The organism is Nonomuraea sp. 3N208, from assembly GCF_052245935.1.
Taxonomy (GTDB): domain Bacteria; phylum Actinomycetota; class Actinomycetes; order Streptosporangiales; family Streptosporangiaceae; genus Nonomuraea.
Window position 1 is genome coordinate 18391 of the sequence record NZ_JBQQBR010000033.1, and the last position, 21413, is coordinate 39803.

The 21413-nt window shown below is 69.6% G+C and carries 18 protein-coding genes; 13 read left to right on the forward strand and 5 right to left on the reverse strand.

Annotated elements, in window-relative coordinates; translation table 11 throughout:
* The first annotated feature begins 148 nt into the window (after positions 1-148).
* The 3 genes from ACTWPT_RS40115 (at position 149) to ACTWPT_RS40125 (ending at position 3423) form a co-directional block, all read left to right on the forward strand.
* Positions 149-1228, forward strand: coding sequence for a LacI family DNA-binding transcriptional regulator (locus ACTWPT_RS40115; RefSeq protein ID WP_443182757.1), 1080 nt, complete (start codon positions 149-151; stop codon positions 1226-1228).
* Between the two features lie 4 nt (positions 1229-1232).
* On the forward strand, positions 1233-1562 hold the full coding sequence (locus ACTWPT_RS40120) for a hypothetical protein (RefSeq protein WP_327589950.1): 330 nt from the start codon (positions 1233-1235) through the stop codon (positions 1560-1562).
* An 88-nt stretch (positions 1563-1650) separates the two neighbouring features.
* Positions 1651-3423 (forward strand): S1 family peptidase, encoded by a 1773-nt coding sequence (locus ACTWPT_RS40125; RefSeq protein WP_443182758.1) that lies wholly within the window; start codon positions 1651-1653, stop codon positions 3421-3423.
* A gap of 53 nt (positions 3424-3476) precedes the next feature.
* Here the strand turns inward: ACTWPT_RS40125 and ACTWPT_RS40130 are convergent, their stop codons facing one another.
* From ACTWPT_RS40130 to ACTWPT_RS40140, 3 genes are all read right to left on the reverse strand, one after another.
* Positions 3477-4868: a S28 family serine protease gene (locus ACTWPT_RS40130; protein WP_443182759.1), complete on the reverse strand. Its 1392-nt coding sequence runs from the start codon at positions 4866-4868 to the stop codon at positions 3477-3479.
* Between the two features lie 74 nt (positions 4869-4942).
* The gene (locus ACTWPT_RS40135; protein WP_443182760.1) at positions 4943-6067 is read right to left on the reverse strand and encodes a HupE/UreJ family protein; all 1125 of its coding nucleotides are present in this window, start codon (positions 6065-6067) and stop codon (positions 4943-4945) included.
* Positions 6068-6132: 65 nt separating this feature from the next.
* Positions 6133-10089 carry a metallophosphoesterase gene (locus ACTWPT_RS40140; RefSeq protein WP_443182761.1) on the reverse strand — a complete coding sequence of 1319 codons (3957 nt, stop codon included), beginning with the start codon at positions 10087-10089 and terminating at the stop codon, positions 6133-6135.
* Between the two features lie 250 nt (positions 10090-10339).
* On the opposite strand from ACTWPT_RS40140, the gene ACTWPT_RS40145 reads away from it, so the two are divergent.
* The 10 genes from ACTWPT_RS40145 (at position 10340) to ACTWPT_RS40190 (ending at position 19489) form a co-directional block, all read left to right on the forward strand.
* Entirely contained in the window at positions 10340-10861 is a 522-nt protein-coding gene (locus ACTWPT_RS40145) for a SigE family RNA polymerase sigma factor (protein ID WP_443182762.1), read from the forward strand.
* Positions 10862-10884: 23 nt separating this feature from the next.
* Entirely contained in the window at positions 10885-11688 is an 804-nt protein-coding gene (locus tag ACTWPT_RS40150) for a hypothetical protein (protein ID WP_443182763.1), read from the forward strand.
* Positions 11689-11842: 154 nt separating this feature from the next.
* Entirely contained in the window at positions 11843-12469 is a 627-nt protein-coding gene (locus tag ACTWPT_RS40155; protein WP_443182764.1) for a TetR/AcrR family transcriptional regulator, read from the forward strand.
* Complete coding sequence (locus ACTWPT_RS40160; protein ID WP_443182765.1) at positions 12466-13356, forward strand: ABC transporter ATP-binding protein; 891 nt, start codon at positions 12466-12468, stop codon at positions 13354-13356. The genes ACTWPT_RS40155 and ACTWPT_RS40160 overlap by 4 nt, the downstream gene beginning before the upstream one ends.
* Positions 13353-14924, forward strand: a complete 1572-nt coding sequence (locus tag ACTWPT_RS40165) for an ABC transporter permease (RefSeq protein WP_443182766.1) — start codon at positions 13353-13355, stop codon at positions 14922-14924. The genes ACTWPT_RS40160 and ACTWPT_RS40165 overlap by 4 nt, the downstream gene beginning before the upstream one ends.
* Before the next feature lie 33 nt (positions 14925-14957).
* On the forward strand, positions 14958-15143 hold the full coding sequence (locus tag ACTWPT_RS40170) for a hypothetical protein (RefSeq protein ID WP_443182767.1): 186 nt from the start codon (positions 14958-14960) through the stop codon (positions 15141-15143).
* A gap of 21 nt (positions 15144-15164) precedes the next feature.
* The gene (locus ACTWPT_RS40175) at positions 15165-15722 is read left to right on the forward strand and encodes a GNAT family N-acetyltransferase (protein ID WP_443182768.1); all 558 of its coding nucleotides are present in this window, start codon (positions 15165-15167) and stop codon (positions 15720-15722) included.
* A 154-nt stretch (positions 15723-15876) separates the two neighbouring features.
* Positions 15877-16368, forward strand: coding sequence for a (2Fe-2S)-binding protein (locus tag ACTWPT_RS40180; RefSeq protein ID WP_443182769.1), 492 nt, complete (start codon positions 15877-15879; stop codon positions 16366-16368).
* Positions 16368-17342 carry an FAD binding domain-containing protein gene (locus ACTWPT_RS40185; RefSeq protein ID WP_443182770.1) on the forward strand — a complete coding sequence of 325 codons (975 nt, stop codon included), beginning with the start codon at positions 16368-16370 and terminating at the stop codon, positions 17340-17342. Before ACTWPT_RS40180 ends, ACTWPT_RS40185 begins: the two co-directional genes overlap by 1 nt.
* Positions 17339-19489 (forward strand): xanthine dehydrogenase family protein molybdopterin-binding subunit, encoded by a 2151-nt coding sequence (locus ACTWPT_RS40190; protein ID WP_443182771.1) that lies wholly within the window; start codon positions 17339-17341, stop codon positions 19487-19489. The genes ACTWPT_RS40185 and ACTWPT_RS40190 overlap by 4 nt, the downstream gene beginning before the upstream one ends.
* Before the next feature lie 37 nt (positions 19490-19526).
* Here the strand turns inward: ACTWPT_RS40190 and ACTWPT_RS40195 are convergent, their stop codons facing one another.
* Complete coding sequence (locus tag ACTWPT_RS40195) at positions 19527-20990, reverse strand: benzaldehyde dehydrogenase (protein WP_443182772.1); 1464 nt, start codon at positions 20988-20990, stop codon at positions 19527-19529.
* Between the two features lie 17 nt (positions 20991-21007).
* Positions 21008-21217 (reverse strand): hypothetical protein, encoded by a 210-nt coding sequence (locus tag ACTWPT_RS40200; RefSeq protein WP_443182773.1) that lies wholly within the window; start codon positions 21215-21217, stop codon positions 21008-21010.
* Between the last annotated feature and the right edge of the window lie 196 nt (positions 21218-21413).

The window sequence follows — 21413 nt, forward strand, 5'->3', positions numbered from 1 at the left end:
GACTAACCGGCTGCGCGGGCTTTTGCCCTGCTCCAGAAGGCGCTCGAGCAGCGATTTGACAGTGTGGTCGCGACGCGGAACCATCGCATGTAAGCGGTTTACCAGCACGTTTCATGCCCAGCGTGTTCCAGCGCCAGGTGGAGGTGGGATGGCCCGGCGTGCGGCGTCCGGCGACGAGGTGCGGCGGCCGACGACGATCCGTGACGTGGCCGCACACGCGGGCGTGTCCGTCGCCACGGTCTCCCGGATCCTGTCCGGCACCTACCCCAGCGCGCCCGCCACCCGGAGCAAGGTCATGCGCGCGGTCCGCGAGCTCGACTACGTGGCCAACGCCAACGCGCGCGGGCTTGCCGGCGCGAGCAGCCGGAGCGTCGCCATCATCGTCAACTCCGTCGTCTCCCCGCACTACGCCCACGTCGCGCAGGGTGTGCACGCGCAGGCCGCGCTCGAAGGCAAGCTGTGCATCGTCGGCACCACCGGCGGCGACCCGGAGCGCGAGCTCGCCACCGTGCAGCTCATGCGTCAGGAGCACGCCGAATGCGTGATCCTCGTCGGCAACGTCGTCAACGACGAGGCCTACCGCGAGCGCATGGCCGAATACGCCCGCGCGCTGGCGCTCGCCGGCTCGCAGCTCGTCCTGTGCGGGCGCCCGCCGCTGGGCCCCGACGTGCCTGCCCTCGTCGTCGAGTACGACAACACCGGCGGCGCCTACGCCATCACCAGCCACCTGCTGTCGGCAGGCCACCGGCGCATCCTGTTCCTCGGCCGGCGCGACGGCTACACCACCCCGGAGAGCCGCGTCACCGGCTACCGCAAGGCCCTGGCCGACCACAGCGTGCCGCACGATCCCGGCCTGGAGGTCAAGGGCACGATGGAGCGGCTGGAGGGTTACCGCATGGTCCGCGAACGGCTCGCGGCCGGGCCACGCGACTTCACGGCCATCTTCGCCGGCAACGACCTCATCGCGGCAGGCGCCCGCCAGGCGCTGCGCGAGCACGGGCTGCGCGTCCCCGACGACGTCTCCATGGTCGGCTTCGACGACCTGCCCCCGGCCGCCGACATCGACCTCACCACCGTGCACGTGCCGCACGAGGAACTGGGCCGCACCGCCGTACGCCTGGCACTCGCACGCGGGCAGGACCGGTCGGGCATGGCCGAGCACGTCCTGCTCGGCACCCACATCATCGTCCGCGACTCGGTCCGCCCGCTCAGGAACCAGGCACTATAGGGGCATGGCCAATCTTGTCGTTGAGATCCACGTTCCACTGGTCGCGGATCCACGGGTCTCCGAAGACGACTACGCCTTTCCGTGGATCGATGTGATCGACGAGTTCATCTTCGAGAGGGAGCAGCAGGGGGAGGCGGAGGTCTTCGACGACAGTGAGGAGTTCGGGGACGTCTATGTCTTCTTCATCAGCGGGGCCGAAGAAGTCACGCTCCTGAGCATCGCCTCCCGCGCGGTCGTTCTCGACGGAGTGCCCGGCGGCGCCTTCGCCATGGTCACGCACGACAAGGCAGGGGAGTTCGGATTGGGGCGGCGGGTAGAGCTTCCCGTGTTTTGAAGGGCCTTGCCTTGTCTTGAAGGGCTGGAGAGCAGCAGCCCAGTCGACTCCAAGCCACCCACAAGAGCCGTCCCCCACCATTCCAGCTGTGGACGGAAATATCAGGAAAAGGTTTACGAAGATCGCCGCTGCGGCGGCGGTCGTCATGGCGGTCGCGTTGCCCGCGTCACCCGCGCTGGCCGACCCCACGCCCGATGAGCGGCCCGACGTGCCCGTCGGCACCTGGCTGGCCGCCCGGACCCAGCCCGCGGTCCAGCTGACCAGCTTCACCTACACCGCGACGGTCTCCGTGCCGTCCAACACGATCAACCAGGCTCAGATCGAGCAGCTCAGTCAGCAGGCCGTCACGGCCGTGACGGCGGGCAAGATCTCCTCGGACGAGCGCAGCATCGCCAAGTGGATATTCCAGCAGATCGCGGCCAACGTGGACGCCTACGTCTCCGCGACCACCCCCGAGCGTACGGTCGACGCCGAGGTCGGCGGCATGTGCACCGGCTGGTGGGTCACTCCCGACGGCTACATGGTCACCGGAGCACACTGCGTCCAGGTCGGCGAGACCGAGCTCAGCCAGCTGTTCGCGCAGCAGGCGCTGAAGAAGTTCAACGAGCAGGACGCCAAGGAGATCATCAGCGGCCTGGGCGACCTCGCGGCCGACGAAGAGATCCTCAAGCTCGCGCAGCAGATCTATATCACGTTCAACACGAACAACATGAAGCTCAGCAACCTGAAGCAGAGCCTGAATGTGATGCAGAGCCTGCCCGGCGGTGGCGTGGACAAGACCGCCAAGGCCGTCCCGGCCGAGCTGGTGTCGGTGGGCGAGAGCTACCCCGGCAAGGACTTCGCGCTGCTCAAGGTCAACGGGCAGCAGAACCTGCCGACCGTGCCGCTGGGCGACGACGCCGATGTGCGTACCGGCGACACGCTGTACATCAGCGGTTTCCCCGGCCTGGTCACGAACACGCCGTTCTTCAGCCTTGAGTCCAAGCTGGAGCCGGCGCTGACCGAGGGCCCGTACAACGCCAAGCGCACCACGCAGACCGGCGTGCCGTACATCCAGACGCAGGCGCCTTCCTACAAGGGCAACTCCGGTGGCCCGGTGTTCAGCAAGGACGGCAAGGTCATCGGCATGCTGATCGCCGGCACGGTGAGCGAGGGCGGCGAGGCCTCGGAGAACGAGAGCTTCGTCCTGCCGGTGGGCATCATCAAGGAGAAGCTGGGCGAGAAGAACATCAAGCCCGCTCAGACCATCACGTCGACCCGCTACAACGAGGCGCTCAACGACTTCTTCCGGCACCACTACTCGGCCGCGCTGCCGAAGTTCCGCGAGGTCCAGGCGCTGTTCCCGAACCACCCGTACGTGGCCAAGTACATCAGCGACACGCAGCAGGCCATCTCCGCGGGCAAGGACGAGACGCCCAAGCCGATCCTGATGTGGGTGCTCATCGGGGCCGGCGTGCTGCTCGCCGTCGTGATCGCTCTCGTGCTGGTCATGGCCCTGCGCCGACGCCGGCGCCGGCGCCCCCAGCCGTCCTTCGCCCCGCCCTCGTACGGCGCGGTGCCGCCGCCTCAGTGGCGGCAGCTCCCGGCCGGCCAGGCCCAGGTGTCACCTCCCGTGCAGCAGCCGGCGCAGGGTGCGTACGGCTACGAAGCCGCACAGTACGGATCGCCCCAGCACAACGGCCATGTCCAGTCCGGGCAGCCCGGCCAGTACGGGCAGCCCGGCCAGTACGGGCCCGACCAGTACGGATCCAGCCAGTACGGGTACCCCGCGCCCCCGCAGGGCCAGGCGCCCTTCGGGGACGAGACCCGCGACGTCCGCTACGGCCAGTTCGCGCCGCCGCCGGATGACAGGAACGCCTGACCTTGGAGCCCTGACAGCCGCCAGGGCTCCAGGCCGGATCCGCCCCTTCGCCGTCAGCGGGTCCGGCGGTCGGTGAGCATGTCGTCGTCCGGAATGGCCGCCGGCTCCTGGCGCCGCTGCGCCGGCGCCACCTCCGCCCAGCGGCGCAGGGTGGCCGTCGCCGCCGCGCGATCCGCCTCGGACAGGAGCGAGATGTTGGCGCCGTGGTTGGCGCCGGGCGCGACATAGAGGGAGGAGTCACGCCGGCTCGGGGTGAACCGCTCAGCGCTCCACGGATCGTTCTCGCCGTAGATGAACATCATCCGCTCCGACCGCGTCCGCACCCAGTAGTCCACGTCCAGCATCGGACGCGCGTCGTGCCGGGCACGGAGTTCGGCGGGCAGCACCGAGTTGGGCTGGTAGAGGCCGCGGTAGCGGATCAGCCCGCGCAGGTGCTTGAACGCGAGATCGGGCCAGCCGAGCTGGGTGGCGGCCTGGTAGTAGTACGGCGTGTAGTACTCCAAGCCCTGGTCGGTGTAGAACCCGAAGAAGGCGACGGAGTCGATCCAGGCGTACAGTTCCGCGTCCGTCGCGGTCGCAGGAGGCACGGCGGCGCAGTCCGCCGCCGATGAGTACTGCCAGAACGCCCATGCCGTATCAAGGATCGTCATCTCGAACGACCGGTCGGCGCTGCCGAGCGTCTTGGTGAAGGTGTAGCCGTTGCGCTCGGCGTCCGACTCCAGGAGCGCCACCATCCGGTCACGCCGTTGAAGTGCTTCACGCTGCACGGTCTCCAGCGCGGTCCGGCACGACGCGGCGCCGACGCCGGCGAAGAACCCGTCGTACTCGTGATCGAGGGGATTCACCCGGTCGTTGGGGGCGACGTAGGCCACCACGCCGTCCACGTCGGCGGGGTAGAAACGCCGGTGGTAGACGGACGTCATGCCGCCCTTGCTCGCGCCCGTCTGGATCCATTTCCCCGAGTAGACCGTCTTGAGCGCCTGAACGATCCGGTGCTCGTCCGTCGCCTCCTGCCAGATGGTCAGGTCGTCCCAGTCGGCCGGCGCCGGACGCGAGGAGCGGAAGAAGCGGTGTTCGACGGAGACCTGGTTGCCGTCGAGCAGCCGGGTCGGTTCGGTACGCGAGGCCGCGGGATTGACGGGCAGCCCGTACCCGCCTGTGTAGAGGACCACGGGTGCCTCGGTCGACCGGTGGAGCAGGGTGAGTCGCTGCTGGAAGGTCCCCTTGCCGGGGTTTCTGTGATCGACCGGCTGAGTGAAGGCCAGGACGAAGAACCGGTAGCCGACCGGCTGGGTCTCCGACACCACGGTGAGTCCGGGGATGGCGGTGAGCCTGTCCAGCAGGTCGTCCTGCGCCCTGGCCGCGTGGGCGGGAGGAGCGTGGAGCGTGAGTGCCGTGGCAACTGCCACCGCGGCCGCGAACAAGGCCAGGAACGGGGATCGCACGGTTGGCGTCTCCTTGAGGGGGGCTGTGTCGCCCGACGGTATACCGATCCTCCCCGGCCGAACAGATACCTGAGTCAGAGCGGCAGCGGGATGCGGTCGAAGAACCAGTACAGGCTGACCACCACGATGGGGACAGACATCGCGACCACCGCCCAGCGGGCGGCGGACGTCCGGCGCAGCAGTACCAGCAGCGGGAACAACACCGCGATGATCGCGAGCTGCGTCACCTCGATGCCGACGTTGAAGCTCAGGAGCGACAGGAGCAGCTCCCACGACCCGCTCTGGTCGATGTCCAGCGCGCCCGCGAAGCCCAGCCCGTGCATCAGGCCGAAGGCGAAGACGACAGGCAACCGCCATTTGCCCAGCCTGTCCGCCTCGCGGCCCAGGAGGTTGGCGATCGCCACGACAATGATCGACACCGCGATGACCGGCTCGACGATCTCTCCGGGAACGTCCACGACTCCCATCGCCGCCAGCAGGAACGTGATGCTGTGGGCGGCCGTGAAGGCGGAAACCGTGATGACCACGTCGCGGAGACCGCGCGCGCCGATGAGCAGGGCGAGCAGGAAGAGGATGTGGTCGAGGCCGAACACCAGGTGCTCGGCGCCGAGCAGGAAGAACTCTCCCACCTGCTGCCACAGGTCGTGCTCGCCGACCCGCAGCGTCGGGTGCGCGGCGGCCAGGACCGCGGAGCCCTTCTCACCGGCGAGGTCGTACCGGACGATCGTCTCCGTGCTGTGCACGAAGGTCTCGGCGTCGGGGAACAGCGCACTCGAGATCGCGTGGACTCCCCCGGCCTCGTCGCCGCAGGCGTAGGCGAAGGTCAGCACCGCGAAGGCGGCCTTGCCGCGCATGCGCACGTCCGCGTCGCCGGCCATCGTGGGCGTGCAGGCCTTGTCGTCGTAGGCCACGGCGAAGCGTTCCGTGACGTACTCGGTCACGGCGTCGCGATTGATCGTGAGCTGACGGAGTTGCTCGGTCCGCTCCTTCGCCTCGTAGGCCTCCGCGTAGAGCCAGGCCGACTTCATGAGGAGGTCGTACTCGAGGTCGAGCACGACCTTGACGTTCGCGCCCGTACCGGTCACCTCGGCATGGGCCTTCGTGGTCGCGTCGTGCGCCACCGCGGGAGCGGGATGCACCAGGCCCGCCACGACGACGCCGAAGAGGACGACGGCGGACCACCAGCTCCTGCGGGACATGTGTCGTTTCTCCAGGAATCGGGGGTGAAAGCCGCCCCGGACAGGAAGCCCGGGGCGGCGATGGGTCAGCGCTCGAACCAGCGGTACATCGGTGAGTCAGGTCCCCACGTGCCGGGGCGCCCGTGCTCGTCCTTCGTGATGAAGACGCTCGGCTCGGAGGCGGTCACGCCGCCGCCGGTGGAGCGTGCCGTGACGAACCAGGCGTAGGCCGTGTTGGCCTTGAGGCGGTCCCAGGTCACCGAGGCGACCTGACCCGACGCGACCGTGCTCTTGCCGATGATCCTGGTGGGCTCGTAGAGCGCCAGGGAATCGGTCTGGAACGTCGTCGTGCGGGAGGTGAGGTCGACCGGCAACACCATGTTGTCCTCGAGGCCGTTGTAGCGGCGCCTCGGGTCGAACTCGCCGGCGCCGAAGTCGTTGAGCAGCGGGGAGTAGGTGTCCACGCTCAGCTCCGCCCGCTTGACGTTGAACTGCAGCAGCCGGAAGAAGCTCGCGCCGAACTGGAGCTGGTCGGTCGGGTTGTATCCGCCGACCTCAGTGAGCCCGAGGCGGTCGGCCGACACCGTGTAGAACTGGTAGTCCGCCAGGAGCTCGACGACGCCGTTGCCGACCTGGCCGACCTTCGGCTTCACGTTGGTGCCCACGCCGTGCTCGTGCCCGGCGAGGATGAGGAAGACGTTCGGGTTCTTCTCGACCACCGTCTTGTACAACACCGAGCCGTCGGGCGCCGCGAACCCGGCGCCGCGCCCGTCGGGGCTGGTGCTCGGCACGATGTAGTCGTGCGAGAGCAGGATGCCGTTGCGGCCGGCGAACTTCTTGAAGACGGAGTCGGCCCATTCGGCCTCCTCCCTCGTCACCCCGTACGACAGGCCGACCACGACGAAGTCCAGCCCGCCGGCGGAGAACAGGTCGTAGTGGTTCTGGTTGTCGCCTTCCTTCCATGGACCGCCGTACTCGGCGTGCTGCCAGCCCTGCGACGCGTTCTGGTACCGGCTGGGGCCGTAGTACTTGTTGTAGATGGCCTCCGGCCCGTTCTCGGTGCCCGACTGGTTGTCGTGGTTTCCGGCGACCACACCGTTCGGGATTTTCGCGTCGTCCAGCACACGCTGCTGCCTCGACGACACCTCGAACTCGCCGGTCACCTGCCGCTGCTGGGCTTCGTTGGCGGGCTTGCGGATGTTGTTCTCGATGATGTCGCCGGTGTGCGCGACGTACGAGATCTTGCGCTGGTCCTTGTTGTCCTTGATCCAGTTGACGATGCCGGCGTAGGCGGACTCCCACACCGCGCGCTCCTCGGCGCTCTCCTGCTCGACCGCCCCCTCGGAGATGTACTGCGTGTCGGTGAAGTGCGCGATCGAGAAGTCGTACGTGGCGGGGTCGGCGAAGCCGTTCGGGTCACCGGGCTCGATGTCGTCGGCGAACGGGTCCTCACCCGTCACCATGACGTGAACCTGCTGCCTGTCGATGTAGTCCGCGTCGACGACGGCGCTGAGCACGGTCTTGCCCTCGGCCGCGCCGCGAGCGCTTGTCAGCAGGTCCCATGCCTTGGCCTTCGTGTTCCACACCCGCAGTGACGCCAGGCGCTCGGGGTCGATGGCGCCTTCCCAGCGCAGGACCGGGGAGTCCACGTGACCCTTCACCTGGATGTCGTACCGCTGGTAGGTGAGATCCTGTCCGGCGGGCGCGTCGAGCGTCTTGCCGTCGGCGGGCTCAAGCCCGTCGGCCTTGACGTGCTGCTCGTCCGGGACCCGCAGGGTCGTGGGGACGGACTGGGCCGTGCCCTGGAACACCTGGTTCGGGGTCAGGATCTTGGCCTCGGAGAACGTCGCCGTCACCTGGCCGCCGTCGGGCTCGGCCACCTTGGCCGAGAGCGTGACGGGATCCGACACGTCGACGGCCCCCAGCGCCGGGGACAGCTCGGCGGGCACGTCCGGGATGCCCGCGGACTCGAACACGACCTCGCGGGTCGCGGTGTTCCCGAGCCCGTCGGCGCCGGTTACGGAGAGCGTGTGCTTGCCGGCCCGCAGGCCGAGGCCCACCTTGGCGCCCAGCGCGATCGGCTGGCCGTCGAGCCTGACGTCCGGCCCCGACACGACACCGTTGGCGTCCTCCAGCTTGACGTCCAGCACGACCGAGGCGGTGATCTTCTCGTCCGCGCCCGGCACGCTCTGGGCGACCTTCGGCGCCGTATTGTCGCTGATCAAGAGGCGGGTGGCGGTCTCCCCCGTGGTCGACGCCGCGGCGATGGTGTGCTTGCCGTCCTCGAGCTTGGTGGTGTCGAGGTCCGCGCGCAGGCCGCGGGCCGGCGCGGTCACGAGGAACTCGAGGTCGATCTCCCTCAGCGGGTTGACGTTGGCGCCGCAGTCGCCGTCGCCCATGCCGTACGAGGTCTTGAGCATCTGGCCGGCTGCCGTGCCCTGCGCCGGGGTGAGGACGATGTTCGAGATCGTGAAGTCGTCGCGGTTGTTGCCGCAGGATGTCGGAAAGGTGCCGGTCACGAAGTCGATCGTGTTCCAGCCGGGCACGAGGTACTCGTTCGGGATCGTGAAGTCGACGCGCCGGCTCAGGAAGTCGCCGTCCAGCACGATCTTCTGGCCGTTGACGAGCACGAAGTTCTGATAGCGCGCCTCGATCGCGTTGCCGCCCACGTTGAAGCTGAGCGTGGCGTTGCCCGAGCCGAGCGTTTCGACGAGGTGCACCGCCGGGGCGTCGATCGTGTAGCGCAACTCGGCTTCGCGCAGCGCGGTCTGGCTGCTGCCGCAGGCGCCGTCGCCCATCTCGTACGACGGTTTGACGTCCTGGCCGGTCACGGTGCCGCCGTCGAGGCCGAGCGCGAGGTTCGAGATCGTGAAGTCGTCGCGGTTGTTGCCGCAGGACTCCCGGTAGTCCCCGGTGACGACCTTGATCGTGTTCTCGCCCGGCACCAGGAATCGTGCCGGGACCGCGACGGTCACGCGCCGGCTCGCCCAGGATCCGCCCAGGTCGATGCGCTTGCCGTTGACGAGCAGGAAGTTGTCGAACCTGTCGTCGATCGAGTCCGCACCCACGTCGAAGGCGAACATCGCGGCGCCGTTGCCCAGAGTGGCCTTCGTGGCGGGTTCCTTGCCATCGACGGTGAGGGACTTGACGCCGGCCTCGCCGGCGGCCGGGACGGTCGCGAAGACCGGCTTGGTGCCGGCCACGAGCGTGCCGTCCGTGGGCAGCAGCCGCGGCGCCCCGGCGGGGGCGTTGTTCACGGTCACGGTGTTCTTGACCGTGACCCCGGCCGCGGTCGTGGCGGTGATGGCGTGCTCGCCATTGGCCAGCGTCGTGGTGTCCACGTCCGCGGCCAGACCCGTGGTGCCCTGCGGGTCGCCCAGGACGAAGAACTTGAGCGTGGCGCGCTTCAGCAGCGAGGCGTTCGTGCCGCAATCGCCGTCGCCGAAGGAGAGGGAGTAGGGGTTGTCCTCGCCGTCCGCGACCTCGCCGAGCAGTTCGAGGCCCACGTCGAACAGCACGAAGTCGTCGTAGTTGAGGCCGCACGAGGACTGGATGGCGCCGACGACGATCTCGACGGTGTTCTCGCCCTTGACGAGGTGCTCGTTCGGGATCTCGATGGTCGCCCGCTCGTTGACGTAGTCGCCGATGTCGCTCCGGTACGCGCCGTTGACGAGCACGTGGTTGTGGTACAGCCCCGAGGTCGAGTTCGAGCCGACGTCGAAGCGGAGCTTGGAGACGCCCACCGTCCGGGTGGCGTTCAGCGCGGTGCCGTCGAGGTCGAGCTTCGTGACGCTGTCACCGGCCGCGGTCGGCACCGCCGCGACCTTCACCGCGCCCTCGAGGTACGAGCCGCCGGCCGGGGTGAGTGCCGGAGGGCTCTGGGAGGTGGTCGGCGTCGGGCTGGGCCGCCCCCGATCCTGCTCCCCCTGCCCCGGGTCGGCGTACGCGGCGGTCACGAGGCTGCTCACCAGCAGCACCGCGACCACGACGGCCGTGCCGAGACGTCCTCGGCTCCGTAAGGCACCCAGTAACTCTTGCTGCATCGGGTGCGGTCCCTTCTATTTACGTTCCAAGAGGCTTGCCCTCGGGCGGACAGAGTGGATCCCACGAGTGAACGGTGTGCATGGAGAGGCTGAAGGGAAGAGGAACGATCAACTCATTCTGGTCATCTGTTACAGGAAGGGAACAACCGGGCACAGCTCGGCATCGATGAAATATCCATGGGCTTCCGGTCAACCCAGGACGAACCTCAGGGAGTGTCAGGAGGTGGTCCTATGAAGGAGAGGAGAGCGGGTGGACGCGGAATTCGTGGAGTTCGTGCGGCACCGGGGAGACCACCACCTGAGAACGGCGGTCCTGCTCACCGGGGATTGGCACCTGGCTGAAGATCTGGTGCAGTCCTGCCTGGGCAAGCTGTATCGGGTGTGGCACCGGCTGGATACCAGCAGCGACCCCGACGCCTACCTGCGCCGCATTCTGGTCAACACGTACCGATCGTGGTGGCGTGCGCGATGGCGCCGCGAGATCCCCCGCGCTGAGCTGCCCGATCCGCCCGGTCCGGGCGACGTGGGAGACGCCGGGGCCGTGGCGGAGGACGTACGGAACGCGCTGGCGAAGCTGCCGGTCAGGCAGCGGACGGCTTTGGTGCTGCGATTCTTCGTGGACCTCCCGGAGGCGGAGGTCGCCGAACTGATGGGCTGCTCGGTGGGGACGGTCAAGACCCACACCCACCGCGGCCTGCAGGCGATGCGGCGGCTGATCTCGCCCGGCACGCTGGTCAACCGAACCGAGGAGGAAGGGAGTGGGATCCGGTGAGAAGCCAACACGAGGAGCCGTCCATGAACGAGCATGAAATCCGCACGCTGCTCACCAAGGCGACCGAGGACCGGCCGGCGGGCATCGACCTCATGCCGGCGCTGCCGAGACGCCGGCTGGCCAGGGTCCTGGTCCCGCTCGCCGCGCTGGGCGCCGCCGCCACGGTGGCCGCGGTCGCGGTCGTCCTGCCCGCGACCCAGTCCACGGCGCAGGCCCAGGTGGTCGCCGCCGTCGAGAACACCAGCCAGGAGAGCTACCGCATTCACACCACGGCCGGCGAGAGGGAGTTCGACGGCGCCTTCGACCCCGTCCGGCGGGTGGGTGTCATCACGAGGACCGACGGGACGGAGACCCGGTTCGTCGGCGACCTGGTGTACGTCAGGGAGAGCGGCGAGACCACGTGGATGGTCTCTCCGCGCAGCGATGCCGAGTTGGAGCAGGCACCGCCGGCCGTCGCCCTGGTCAAGCTCGCCCCACTGGACCCCCAGGCGGCGCTCCAGCGGCTCCGATCGGCCACCGACGTCCGCGAGAGCGGCACCGCCTCAGGACAGGGCTGGACGGGCAAGCGGTTCACGTTCTCGCTGGAGGCCACGGCCGGCACCGACCTCAAAGCGGGCGCCTCAGTGGGGGCCACAGGAGTCGTGGACGTGGACGACCAGGGCCGGGTCCGGCATCTGGAGGTCGCCTTCAGCGACACGGGCCACCCGACCGTGACGGACTTCAGCGACTTCGGCACCCAGGTCTCAGTCACCGCCCCACCCGCCGACCAGGTACAGCAGCCGCCCGCCGAGAAACTCGGACAGCCGAAAGCCAAGCCGACTTCCTGACCAGCACCCTCCACCGTGGCGTTCCACCAGCCCGGCGCGCATCATGGCGGATGTCTGCCGGTTGAGCGCAGCATCGTCTCGTACTCGATCGAGCGCGCGGACCCACTGCTGGACAGTTGCACGGCTTCCAATACATTCGTATAGCATGCTGGACATGCGACCAATCTCTGAAGAGGATCTGACGGCTCGCGCCCGGATTCGCGACGTCGCGATGGCCTTGTTCGCCGAGCAAGGGGTCAAGGCCACCACGATCCGCGGGATCGCCCAAGCGGCCGGAGTCTCCCCCGGCCTCGTGCAGCACCACTTCGGCAGCAAGGAGGAGCTGAGGCAGTCCTGCGACGAGTACGTCCTGAGCTACGTACGCGAGCAGGTCAACGCCGGCGTCTCTGAGCGCAACCTGGAAAAGCCCGAGTTCATTGAGAACGTCCATCGCACCGCGCCGCCGCTGATGAAATACCTCGGCCGCGCGCTCGTGGACGGCTCGCCCGAAGCCGCCGCCATGTTCGACGAGCTCGTGAACGTGACGGAGGACAATCTGGCCCGCGAGGGCCACTCCGAGGCCGACCACCGTGCCCGTGCGACCCTGCTGACGGCGATGAAGCTGGGCATCACCGTGCTGCACGAGCACGTCTCCCGTGCTCTCGGCACGGATCTCTACGGCCCGCAGGGCGCGCTGCGCGTCGGCAAGGCCCAGCTCGACCTGATCAAACCGGAATTCCTCGGCCGCGAGCTGTTCGAGCAGGCGCGGGCGGGCCTGGAGAAGTTCGAGGGGCAACGATGAACGCCGCAGTGCACACCGGCGGGCTGGTCAAGACCTTCGGCCAGACGAGGGCTCTGAACGGGCTCGACCTCACCGTCAAGACGGGCGAGGTGCACGGATTCCTCGGCCCCAACGGCGCAGGGAAGACCACCGCGATCCGTATCCTCCTGGGCCAGATGCGGGCCGACAGCGGCCAGGCAGAGCTGCTCGGCGGCGATCCCTGGCACGACGCCACGCGGCTGCACCAGCGGCTCGCCTACGTGCCCGGCGACGTCACCCTGTGGCCCTCGCTGACCGGCGGCGAGGTCATCGACCTGCTCGGCAGGGTACGCGGCGGCCTCGACCCCCAGCGGCGCGCCGAGTTACTCGAGCGCTTCGAGCTCGATCCGCGCAAGAAGTGCCGCACCTACTCCAAGGGCAACCGGCAGAAGGTGGCGCTGGTGGCCGCCTTCGCCTCCGACGTGGAGCTGCTGGTGCTTGACGAGCCGACCTCGGGCCTGGACCCGCTGATGGAGGCGGTCTTCAACGAGTGCGTCCAGCAGGAGAAACGCCGCGGCCGCACCGTGCTGCTGTCCAGCCACATCCTGTCGGAGGTGGAGGCGCTGTGCGACCGGGTGAGCATCATCCGCGCCGGCCGTACCGTCGAATCCGGCAGCCTGGCCGACCTGCGCCATCTCACCCGCACCTCGGTGACGGCCGAGCTGGCCGGACCCGCACCCGGCCTGGCCGCGCTGCCCGGCGTGCACGACCTCGCCGTGGACGGCGCCCGGCTGCGTTGCCAGGTGGACGGTGACGCGCTCACGCCAGTGCTCGCCGAGCTGGCCAGGGCCGGCGTACGCGCGCTGACCACGCATCCGCCGACGCTGGAAGAGCTGTTCCTGCGCCACTACGAGGGAGCCGCGAGATGATCGGCACCTGGACGCTGATCCGGCTCATCCTGCGCAGAGACCGCGTGCTGCTGCCGGCGTGGATCGCCATCAGCGCATTGTTCCCGGCGAGCATCGCGTCCGCCACCGCCGGGCTGTATGCCGACCAGGCCGCCCGCGACGCGTTCGCGGCGGCCTCGATGAGCAACCCCGCGCAGCTGGCCACCCGCGGCGTCATCTATGACGCGAGCGTCGGCGGCCTGACCGCATGGACGCTCGGCTCGTCCACCGCACTGATCGGCGGGCTGATCAGCGTCCTGCTGATGATCAGGCACACCAGGGCCGAGGAGGAGAGCGGCCGGCGCGAGCTGCTGTCCTCGGGCGTCATCGGCCGCCACGCCCCGGTGGCCGCCGCGCTCGCGGTCGTGCTCGCCGCCAATCTGCTGCTGGGCCTGCTGTCGGTTCCCGGCCTGGTCGGCAACGGGCTGCCTGCGAGCTCCTCGCTGCTGTTCGGGCTCTCCACCGCGGCCGGGGGCTGGGCATTCGCGGTCATGGCCGCCGTCGCCGCGCAGCTCACCTCCTCATCCGGTACGGCGCGCGGCATCGCGATCGCCCTCGGCGGCCTGCTGTTCGCGCTGCGTTCGCTCGCCGACCTCGGCGGCATCGCCTGGCTCGCGTGGGTGTCGCCGTTCGGCTGGGTCCGGCTGACCAAGCCCTACGCCGGCGACCGATGGTGGGTGCTGGGGCTGGTCGTGGTGTTCGTCGCCGCCCTGGCGGCGTCCGCGTTCGTGGTGTCCACGCGGCGTGACGTGGCCGGCGGCCTGCTGCCTGCGCGCCCCGGACCCGGCGCCGGGACGCTGTCGGGCGTCTTCGGCCTGGCCGGACGGCTGCACCGGGGCACCCTCGCCGGCTTCGCGATCGGTTTCGGCCTGTTCGGCGCGTTGCTCGGCGTGTCTGCCCGCGGCCTGGATGCGCAGCTGGACACAGCGCAGTTCCGCGAACTCGCCGCCGCCATCGGTGGTGCCGATGCCCGCATCTCGGATGTGTTCTTCACCTTCATGATGTACGTGCTCAGCCAGCTCGTCGCCGGCGCGGCACTGGTGCCCGCGCTGCGCGCCCGTGGCGAGGAGGCGGCGGGCCGGGCCGACCTGCTGCTGTCCACCCCGGTCGACCGGCTGCGCTGGGCGCTGAGCCATCTGGTGTTCGCCATCGCGGGCTCCGCGGTGCTGCTCGCCATGCTGGGCGCGGCGGCCGGGCTCACCTACGACGGCGACCCGGTCCGCGTCGCCGGGGCCACGCTCGCCTACCTGCCCGCGGTCTGGACCGTGGTCGGATTCGCGACGCTCCTGTTCGGCGTGCTGCCCCGGGTGGCGGCGGCCGTGAGCTGGACGGTGCTCGGCCTCATCCTGGTGGTGGACCTGCTGGCCGAGTTCGAGCTGGCCACCGGGTTCGTCCAGGATCTGTCACCGTTCGTGCACGTACCGGCGATGTTGCTGGGCAGCACCACGTCACCGTGGGCACCGCTGCTCGGGCTGACGATGGTGGCCGCGGCACTGGCCGCGACGGGGCTGGCGTTCCTGCGCCGCCGGGACCTGGCACCCACTGCCTGAAGCCTGCGCCACGAACTCGCGCTCCAGCTTGAGATGAAGATCGCCGATGTCAACGCTGCGATTGCCCTGCTCAGCCACCGTCAGGTGATCACTCCCGGCAGACTCCTGGGCCGCACGGGCGGCACGCTGGTCCTGTTCGCCGGCACGCTCGTCGCGGCCATCCCGCTGCTGAGGGTCCATGATGAAGCTCATGAGAAGATCTCTTCGCAATACGCCTGATTTCCGGAGGGATGGGGGACGATGTACGCGATATCGCTGGGCGACGACGGCGCTGAGCTGCGGCCGCTCGAGCCGTGGCGAGCAGAGGAGTTCCTGACCCACATCGACCGGGGACGGGAGTTCATCGGGCAATACATCGGGCTGCCGCACGTGGTCAAGAACCTGGCGTCGAGCCGCTCGTTCCTCCAGTCGTACGCGGACAAGGCCGCGGCCGACGCGGGGCGGATCTACGGCATCTGGATGGACGGCAAGCTGGTCGGCGGAGTCCTCTTCCGGACGATGGACGTCGAGCACGGCACCGCCGAGGCGGGCTGCTGGCTGGAGCCGTCGGCGGTGGGCAAAGGTCTGGTGACCAGGGCCACGCGTGTGATCATCGATTGGGCCGTCGAAGAGCGGGGCATCCATCGCGTGGAGTGGCAGGCCTCGGCGGAGAACCAGGCCAGCATCGCCGTGGCCCGGCGGCTCGGGATGACGAGGGACGGCGTGCTCCGGGAGAGCTACCCGCACCGGGGAAAGCGGCACGATATGGAGGTCTGGTCGGTTCTGGCACCGGAGTGGCGGGCAGCCCGGGGCCGCTGATGGCCCGCCCGCTTCCTCTGGATTCATTCGCCAGTCATCGGAGGAAATTGGACATGTCAAAGCCTCGGTTGCGGCTATGGCTGCGGATCCACCCCACCAATCATCCGATGTCTACTCTTGACCGGATGAGCATGAGACCTTAACGTTCGGCCGTATGGATCTCTCCTCGCAACGACAGGCCGCGGACGGCCGGGTCGAGGTGGCGTTCAAGGTCAACGGAACGGCCGAGCGCCTACGCGTGGACCCGCGGACCACGCTGCTCGATGCCCTGCGGGAGCTCCTGCAGCTGACCGGCACGAAGAAGGGCTGTGACCGCGGACAGTGCGGTGCCTGCACCGTGCACGTGGACGGCAGGCGGGTGCTGTCCTGTCTGACCCTCGTGGCCATGGTGGAGGGCCGGGAGGTCACCACGATCGAGGGCCTGGCCGAGGGCGATCGGCTGCACCCGGTGCAGCGGGCCTTCATCGAGTGCGACGGGTTCCAGTGCGGATTCTGCACGTCGGGGCAGATCATGTCGGCTGTGGCGGTGCTGCGCGAGGGGCACGCGACCACCGACGCACAGATTCGCGAGGCCATGTCGGGAAACATCTGCCGCTGCGGCGCTTACCCGGCCATCGTCGAGGCCGTGAAGCAGGCGAGATCCTGATGCGCGCGTTCGGCTTCACCGCCCCTCGCGACGTCGCCGACGCCCTCGGCATGGCCGGGGACACCTCGGCGTTCCTCGCCGGCGGCACCACGCTGATCGACCTGATGAAGCTCGACGTGCTCGCCCCCGAGCAGCTCATCGACATCAACCGCCTCCCCCTGCGCGGGATCCGGCTCGGACCGGACGGCCTGCGCATCGGCGCGCTGGAGAGGATGGAGGACATCGCCCGCGACGACGCCGTCGCCGCCCACTACCCGCTCATCTCACAGGCGCTGCTGCTCAGCGCCTCACCGCAGCTGCGCAACATGGCCAGCATCGGCGGCAACCTCCTGCAGCGCACCCGATGCGGCTACTTCCGCGACGTGGCGACGCCGTGCAACAAGCGCGCACCCGGCAGTGGCTGTCCGGCACAGAACGGCGACAACAGGGCCCACGCCATCCTCGGCACGAGCGCCTCCTGCGCCGCCACGCACGCCAGCGACGTCGCGGTCGCGCTGGTCGCACTGGACGCGTCCGTACGGCTGCGCGGCGCCGCGGAGCTCGACGGCGAGCGGACGGTGCCGCTCGCGGACTTCTATCTGCGGCCCGGCGACACGCCGCACATGGAGAACGTGCTGGCGCCCGGGGAGCTCATCACCGAGGTGATCGTGCCACCGCTGGAATGGGCCCGGCATTCGGTCTACGTCAAGGTCCGCGACCGTCAGTCTTACGAGTTCGCCCTGGCCTCGGCCGCCGTCGCGGTCGAGCTCCGCGGCGGCGCCGTCCACGACGCCCGGGTCGCGGTCGGCGGCGTGGGGACCGTGCCCTGGCGGCTGCCTGCCGTCGAGGCGGCGCTCCGCGCCGGCCGAAGCCATGAGGCGGCGGCCGCGCTCGCCGCGGAAGGAGCGCGCCCGCTGGCCGGCAACGCGTTCAAAGTGACACTGGTGCAGCGCGTGATCCTGCGTGCTCTGACAGAACTGGCAGGCCCGCGATGAGGTCGGTGGACAGGGAGGACGGCCCCGTCAAGGTCACGGGTGCGGCGGTGTACGCGGCCGACCATCATCTGGACGGACTCGCGTACGGCTACCTGCTCACCAGCACGATCGCGCGCGGCACCATCGTCACCATGGACACCGCCCTCGCGGAGAAGGCGCCCGGGGTGATCGCGATCTACACCCCGTTCCATCCGCTCGAGCTCCACCCGTACGCCAAGGAGGAGACCGCCGAGCTCACCCCGCCGCTGCAGAACACCGGCATCCGTTACCACGGCCAGGCCATCGGGCTGGTCGTCGCGGAGACGTTCGAGCAGGCCAGGGATGCCGCAGCGATGGTGATCACTCAGTACGACGCAGAACGCCCCAGAGCGTCCTTCGCCGACGGCCTGCCTACCGGCACATCCGTCGTGGACGTTCTGGCCGACGGGATCTCCTCCATCGACGAGGCGCTGGCGGCGAGCGACGTCACGGTCACCGCCACGTACACCACCCCCGCCGAGACCCACGTCGCGATGGAGCCGCACGCCACGGTGGCGTTCTGGACCGGAGACCGGCTCACCGTCCACACCGCGACCCAGGGCGTACGGCTGGTCGTGGACCGGCTGTCGGAGACGCTCGCCATGGATTCCGCGAGGATCCGCGTCATCAACCCCTACGTCGGGGGCGGCTTCGGCAACAAGTGGGGCATGTGGGCGCACACCCCGCTGACCGCGGCGGCGGCCCGGGCCCTGGATCGCCCGATCAAGACCGTCCTCACCCGTGAGCAGGTGTTCACCGTGGTTGGGCACCGGCCGCTCACCGCCCAGAGCGTCTCGCTCGGCGCCACCAGGGACGGCACGCTCGTCGCCGTCAAGAACGACGGCGTCTCCAGCCAGTCCGCCTCGAACGACTTCCACGAGCAGCCGGCCAACCTCTCCCTGGCCCTGTACGGCTCGGCCAACCTGCACGTGAGCAGGAAGGTCGTCACGCTGGACGTCCCGGTCACGACCATCATGCGCGCGCCCGGGGAGTCCAACGGCTCCTTCGCGCTGGAGAGCGCGCTGGACGAGCTGGCCGCCGAGCTCGGCATGGACCCGCTCGACCTGCGCAGGAAGAACGACACCCCCACCCATCCGGCCAACGGATTGCCCTGGTCGAGCAAGCATCTGGCGGAGTGCTACACGGTGGGAGCCGAGCGGTTCGGCTGGTCGCGGCGGAGCTCCCGGCCCGGGACGGTCACGGAAGGTGATTGGCTGATCGGACTGGGCATGGCGACGGCGACGTACGGCGCGGGGCGAGGCCAGGCCTCGATCAAGGTACGGCTGTGCGACGACGGCCGGGCCGTGGTGTCGGGCACGGCGGCGGACCTCGGCACCGGGCAGTCCACCGTCTTCGCCGTCCTCGCCGCCGACCGCCTTGGCATCCCGGTCGCCCGGGTGGTGCCCGAGCTCGGCGACTCGGCCACTCCACCGGCGGCCAACGCGGGCGGCTCCGGGTCGACCTCCACCAACGGGCCCGCCGTCCGGCTGGCCGCAGACGCCGCGAAAGAGGCGCTGGTCAAGCTGGCGACCGAGCATGGGAAGTCGCCGTTCCACGGTCAGGAGGTCACGTTCTCGACCGGGGAGGTCAGGGGTGCCGGGGGCGGGATGCCGTTCGGCGAACTCCTGACGTTGCTGGGCGTGCCCGCCGTCGAGGCCATGGCGACCTCGCCGCGGAACCCCGTACGGGATCACGCGTTCAGGTCGTTCGGCGCGCACTTCTGCGAGGTGCGGGTCAACCGGTGGACCGGAGAGCCGCGGGTCACGGGGTGGTTGTGCGTGGTGGACGCGGGCACGATCGTCAATGACAAGGCGGCCCGCAGCCAGATCGCCGGCGGCGTCGTCATGGGGATCGGCCAGGCACTGCTGGAGGACCTGCGGATCGAGCCGGAGACGGGCCGGTTCGGCAACGCCACGATGGCCGACTACCTGGTTCCCGTCAACGCCGACATCCCTCCCATCGCTGTGGAGTTCCTGGATTATCCGGACACGTTGCTGAGCGACCTCGGCGCCCGCGGCATCGGCGAGCTGGGCAATGTCGGAGCGGCGGCCGCCGTGGCGAACGCCGTCCACAACGCCACCGGCAAACGGATCCGCGACCTCCCCATCACCCTGGACAAACTCCTGTGACGCGGGTCCCGGCCGAGGGCCGGCCGGGACGTGCCGGTCAGAACGGGTACTGCGGCGGTTCGCCGCGCATGGTGATCCAGCGGGTCTCGGTGAACGCCTCGATGTTGGCGGCGGCCCCGCCGAAGCGGGAGCCGGTGCCGGAGGCGCGTACGCCGCCGAACGGGGCGTTGGCCTCGTCGTTGACGGTCTGGTCGTTGATGTGCACGATCCCGGTCGGGATCTGCTCGGCGACGGCCAGACCGCGCATCACGTCACGGGTCACGATGCCGAGTGACAGGCCGTACTCGCTGGTGGCGGCCAGCTTGGCGGCCTCCTCGGCCGAGGAGACGCGGGTGACCGGCGCGACGGGGCCGAAGACCTCCTCGGCGAACGCGGGGGCGGTCAGCGGGACGTCGGCCAGCACCGTCGGCCGGTAGAACAGCCGCTCGTACGTCCCGCCGGCGGCCCGAGTCGCGCCCTGGTCGATGCTGGCGGTCACCAGGCGGTGGATCTTGTCGCGCTGGCCGGCGTCGATCACGGGGCCGAGGGCCACCTGGCCGGTGGCCGGGTCGCCGACCGGGAGCGCGTCGGCCTTGGCGGCGAGCCGTTCCACGAAGTCGTCGTAGAGGCGGTCGGCGACCAGGTGGCGGCCGGTGGTCATGCAGATCTGGCCCTGGTGGAAGAACGACCCCCAGGCGGCCAGGTTCACCGCCGCATCCACGTCGGCATCATCCAGGACCAGCAGCGCGGAGTTGCCGCCGAGCTCCAGGTGGGCGCGCTTGAGATGGCTGCCGGCCAGCTCGCCGATGCGGCGGCCCACCGGGGTGGAGCCGGTGAAGGAGATGACCCGGACGTGCGGGTCGGCGATCAGCGCCTCGCCCACGTCCGCGCCGCCGGGCACCATCTGCAGCACTCCCGGCGGCAGCCCGGCCTCCTCGAACACACGGGCCATCAGCGTGCCACCGGTGACCGCGGTGCGCGGGTCGGGCTTGAGGATGACGGCGTTGCCGAGCGCGAGCGCCGGCGCGACCGACCGGATGCCGAGGATGATCGGCACGTTGAACGGCGAGATCACCGCCACCACCCCGGCCGGCATGCGCCGGACCATGGACAGCCGCGGCTGCTCGGACGGCAGCAGCTCGCCGATCGCCCGGCCGGGCAGCGAGGCCGCCTCATAACACTCCTCGGCCGCCACGTGCAGCGCGAACCCGGCCATGCCCGGGACCGCGCCGACCTCGCGGACGTTCCAGCCGCTGATCTCCTCCGCGTGCTGCTGCCACAGGTCGCCGGCCTTGCGCAGGACGGCCGCTCGGGCGGTGTGCGGCAGCGCGGCCCATTGCTGTTGCGCCTCGGCGGCGCTCGCGGCCGCCTCGGCGACGTCTTGGGGGGTCGCCAGGCCCATCCGGCCGAGCTCGCCTCCGGTGGCGGGCTCGGTCACCGCGTAGTCGCCGCCGTATCCGGTCGTCCACGTGCCGTTCTTGAAGATCTTCCGTTGCCAGTCGATGCTGTCGAGCAGTCCCACAGGTGGTTCCTCTTTCTCTATTTCGTCCGTACGACGTAGCCGACGGGGAACAGGCTCAGCCCAGTCCTGTCGCGTACCAGGCCCCACAGTCCGCGCGGCAGCCAGGGCGCGGCCGCGATGCCGACGGCCGCCAGGAGCACGAGGTACCAGAAACCGTAGTCGGCGAGCAGCTGCTGCAGCCCGAAGAAGACCAGCGCGCCGAGCAGCAGACCCTCGGTGTCGCTCACGCCAAACTCCTTGTGTCGACGGCGCGCGCAGGCGTCACTGATCCTGGGCACACCGCGGTTGCTCTGGGGGGTAACTCGGTCCGTGGCCGGGGAGCCGCACGGACCTCGGGTGGCGAAAGTTGAGCCGACCGTACGGTCCCGTTAACACCAGAGCAACACTCTGTTCCGGAGGTTCGAACGCGATCTGTCTCCTTGA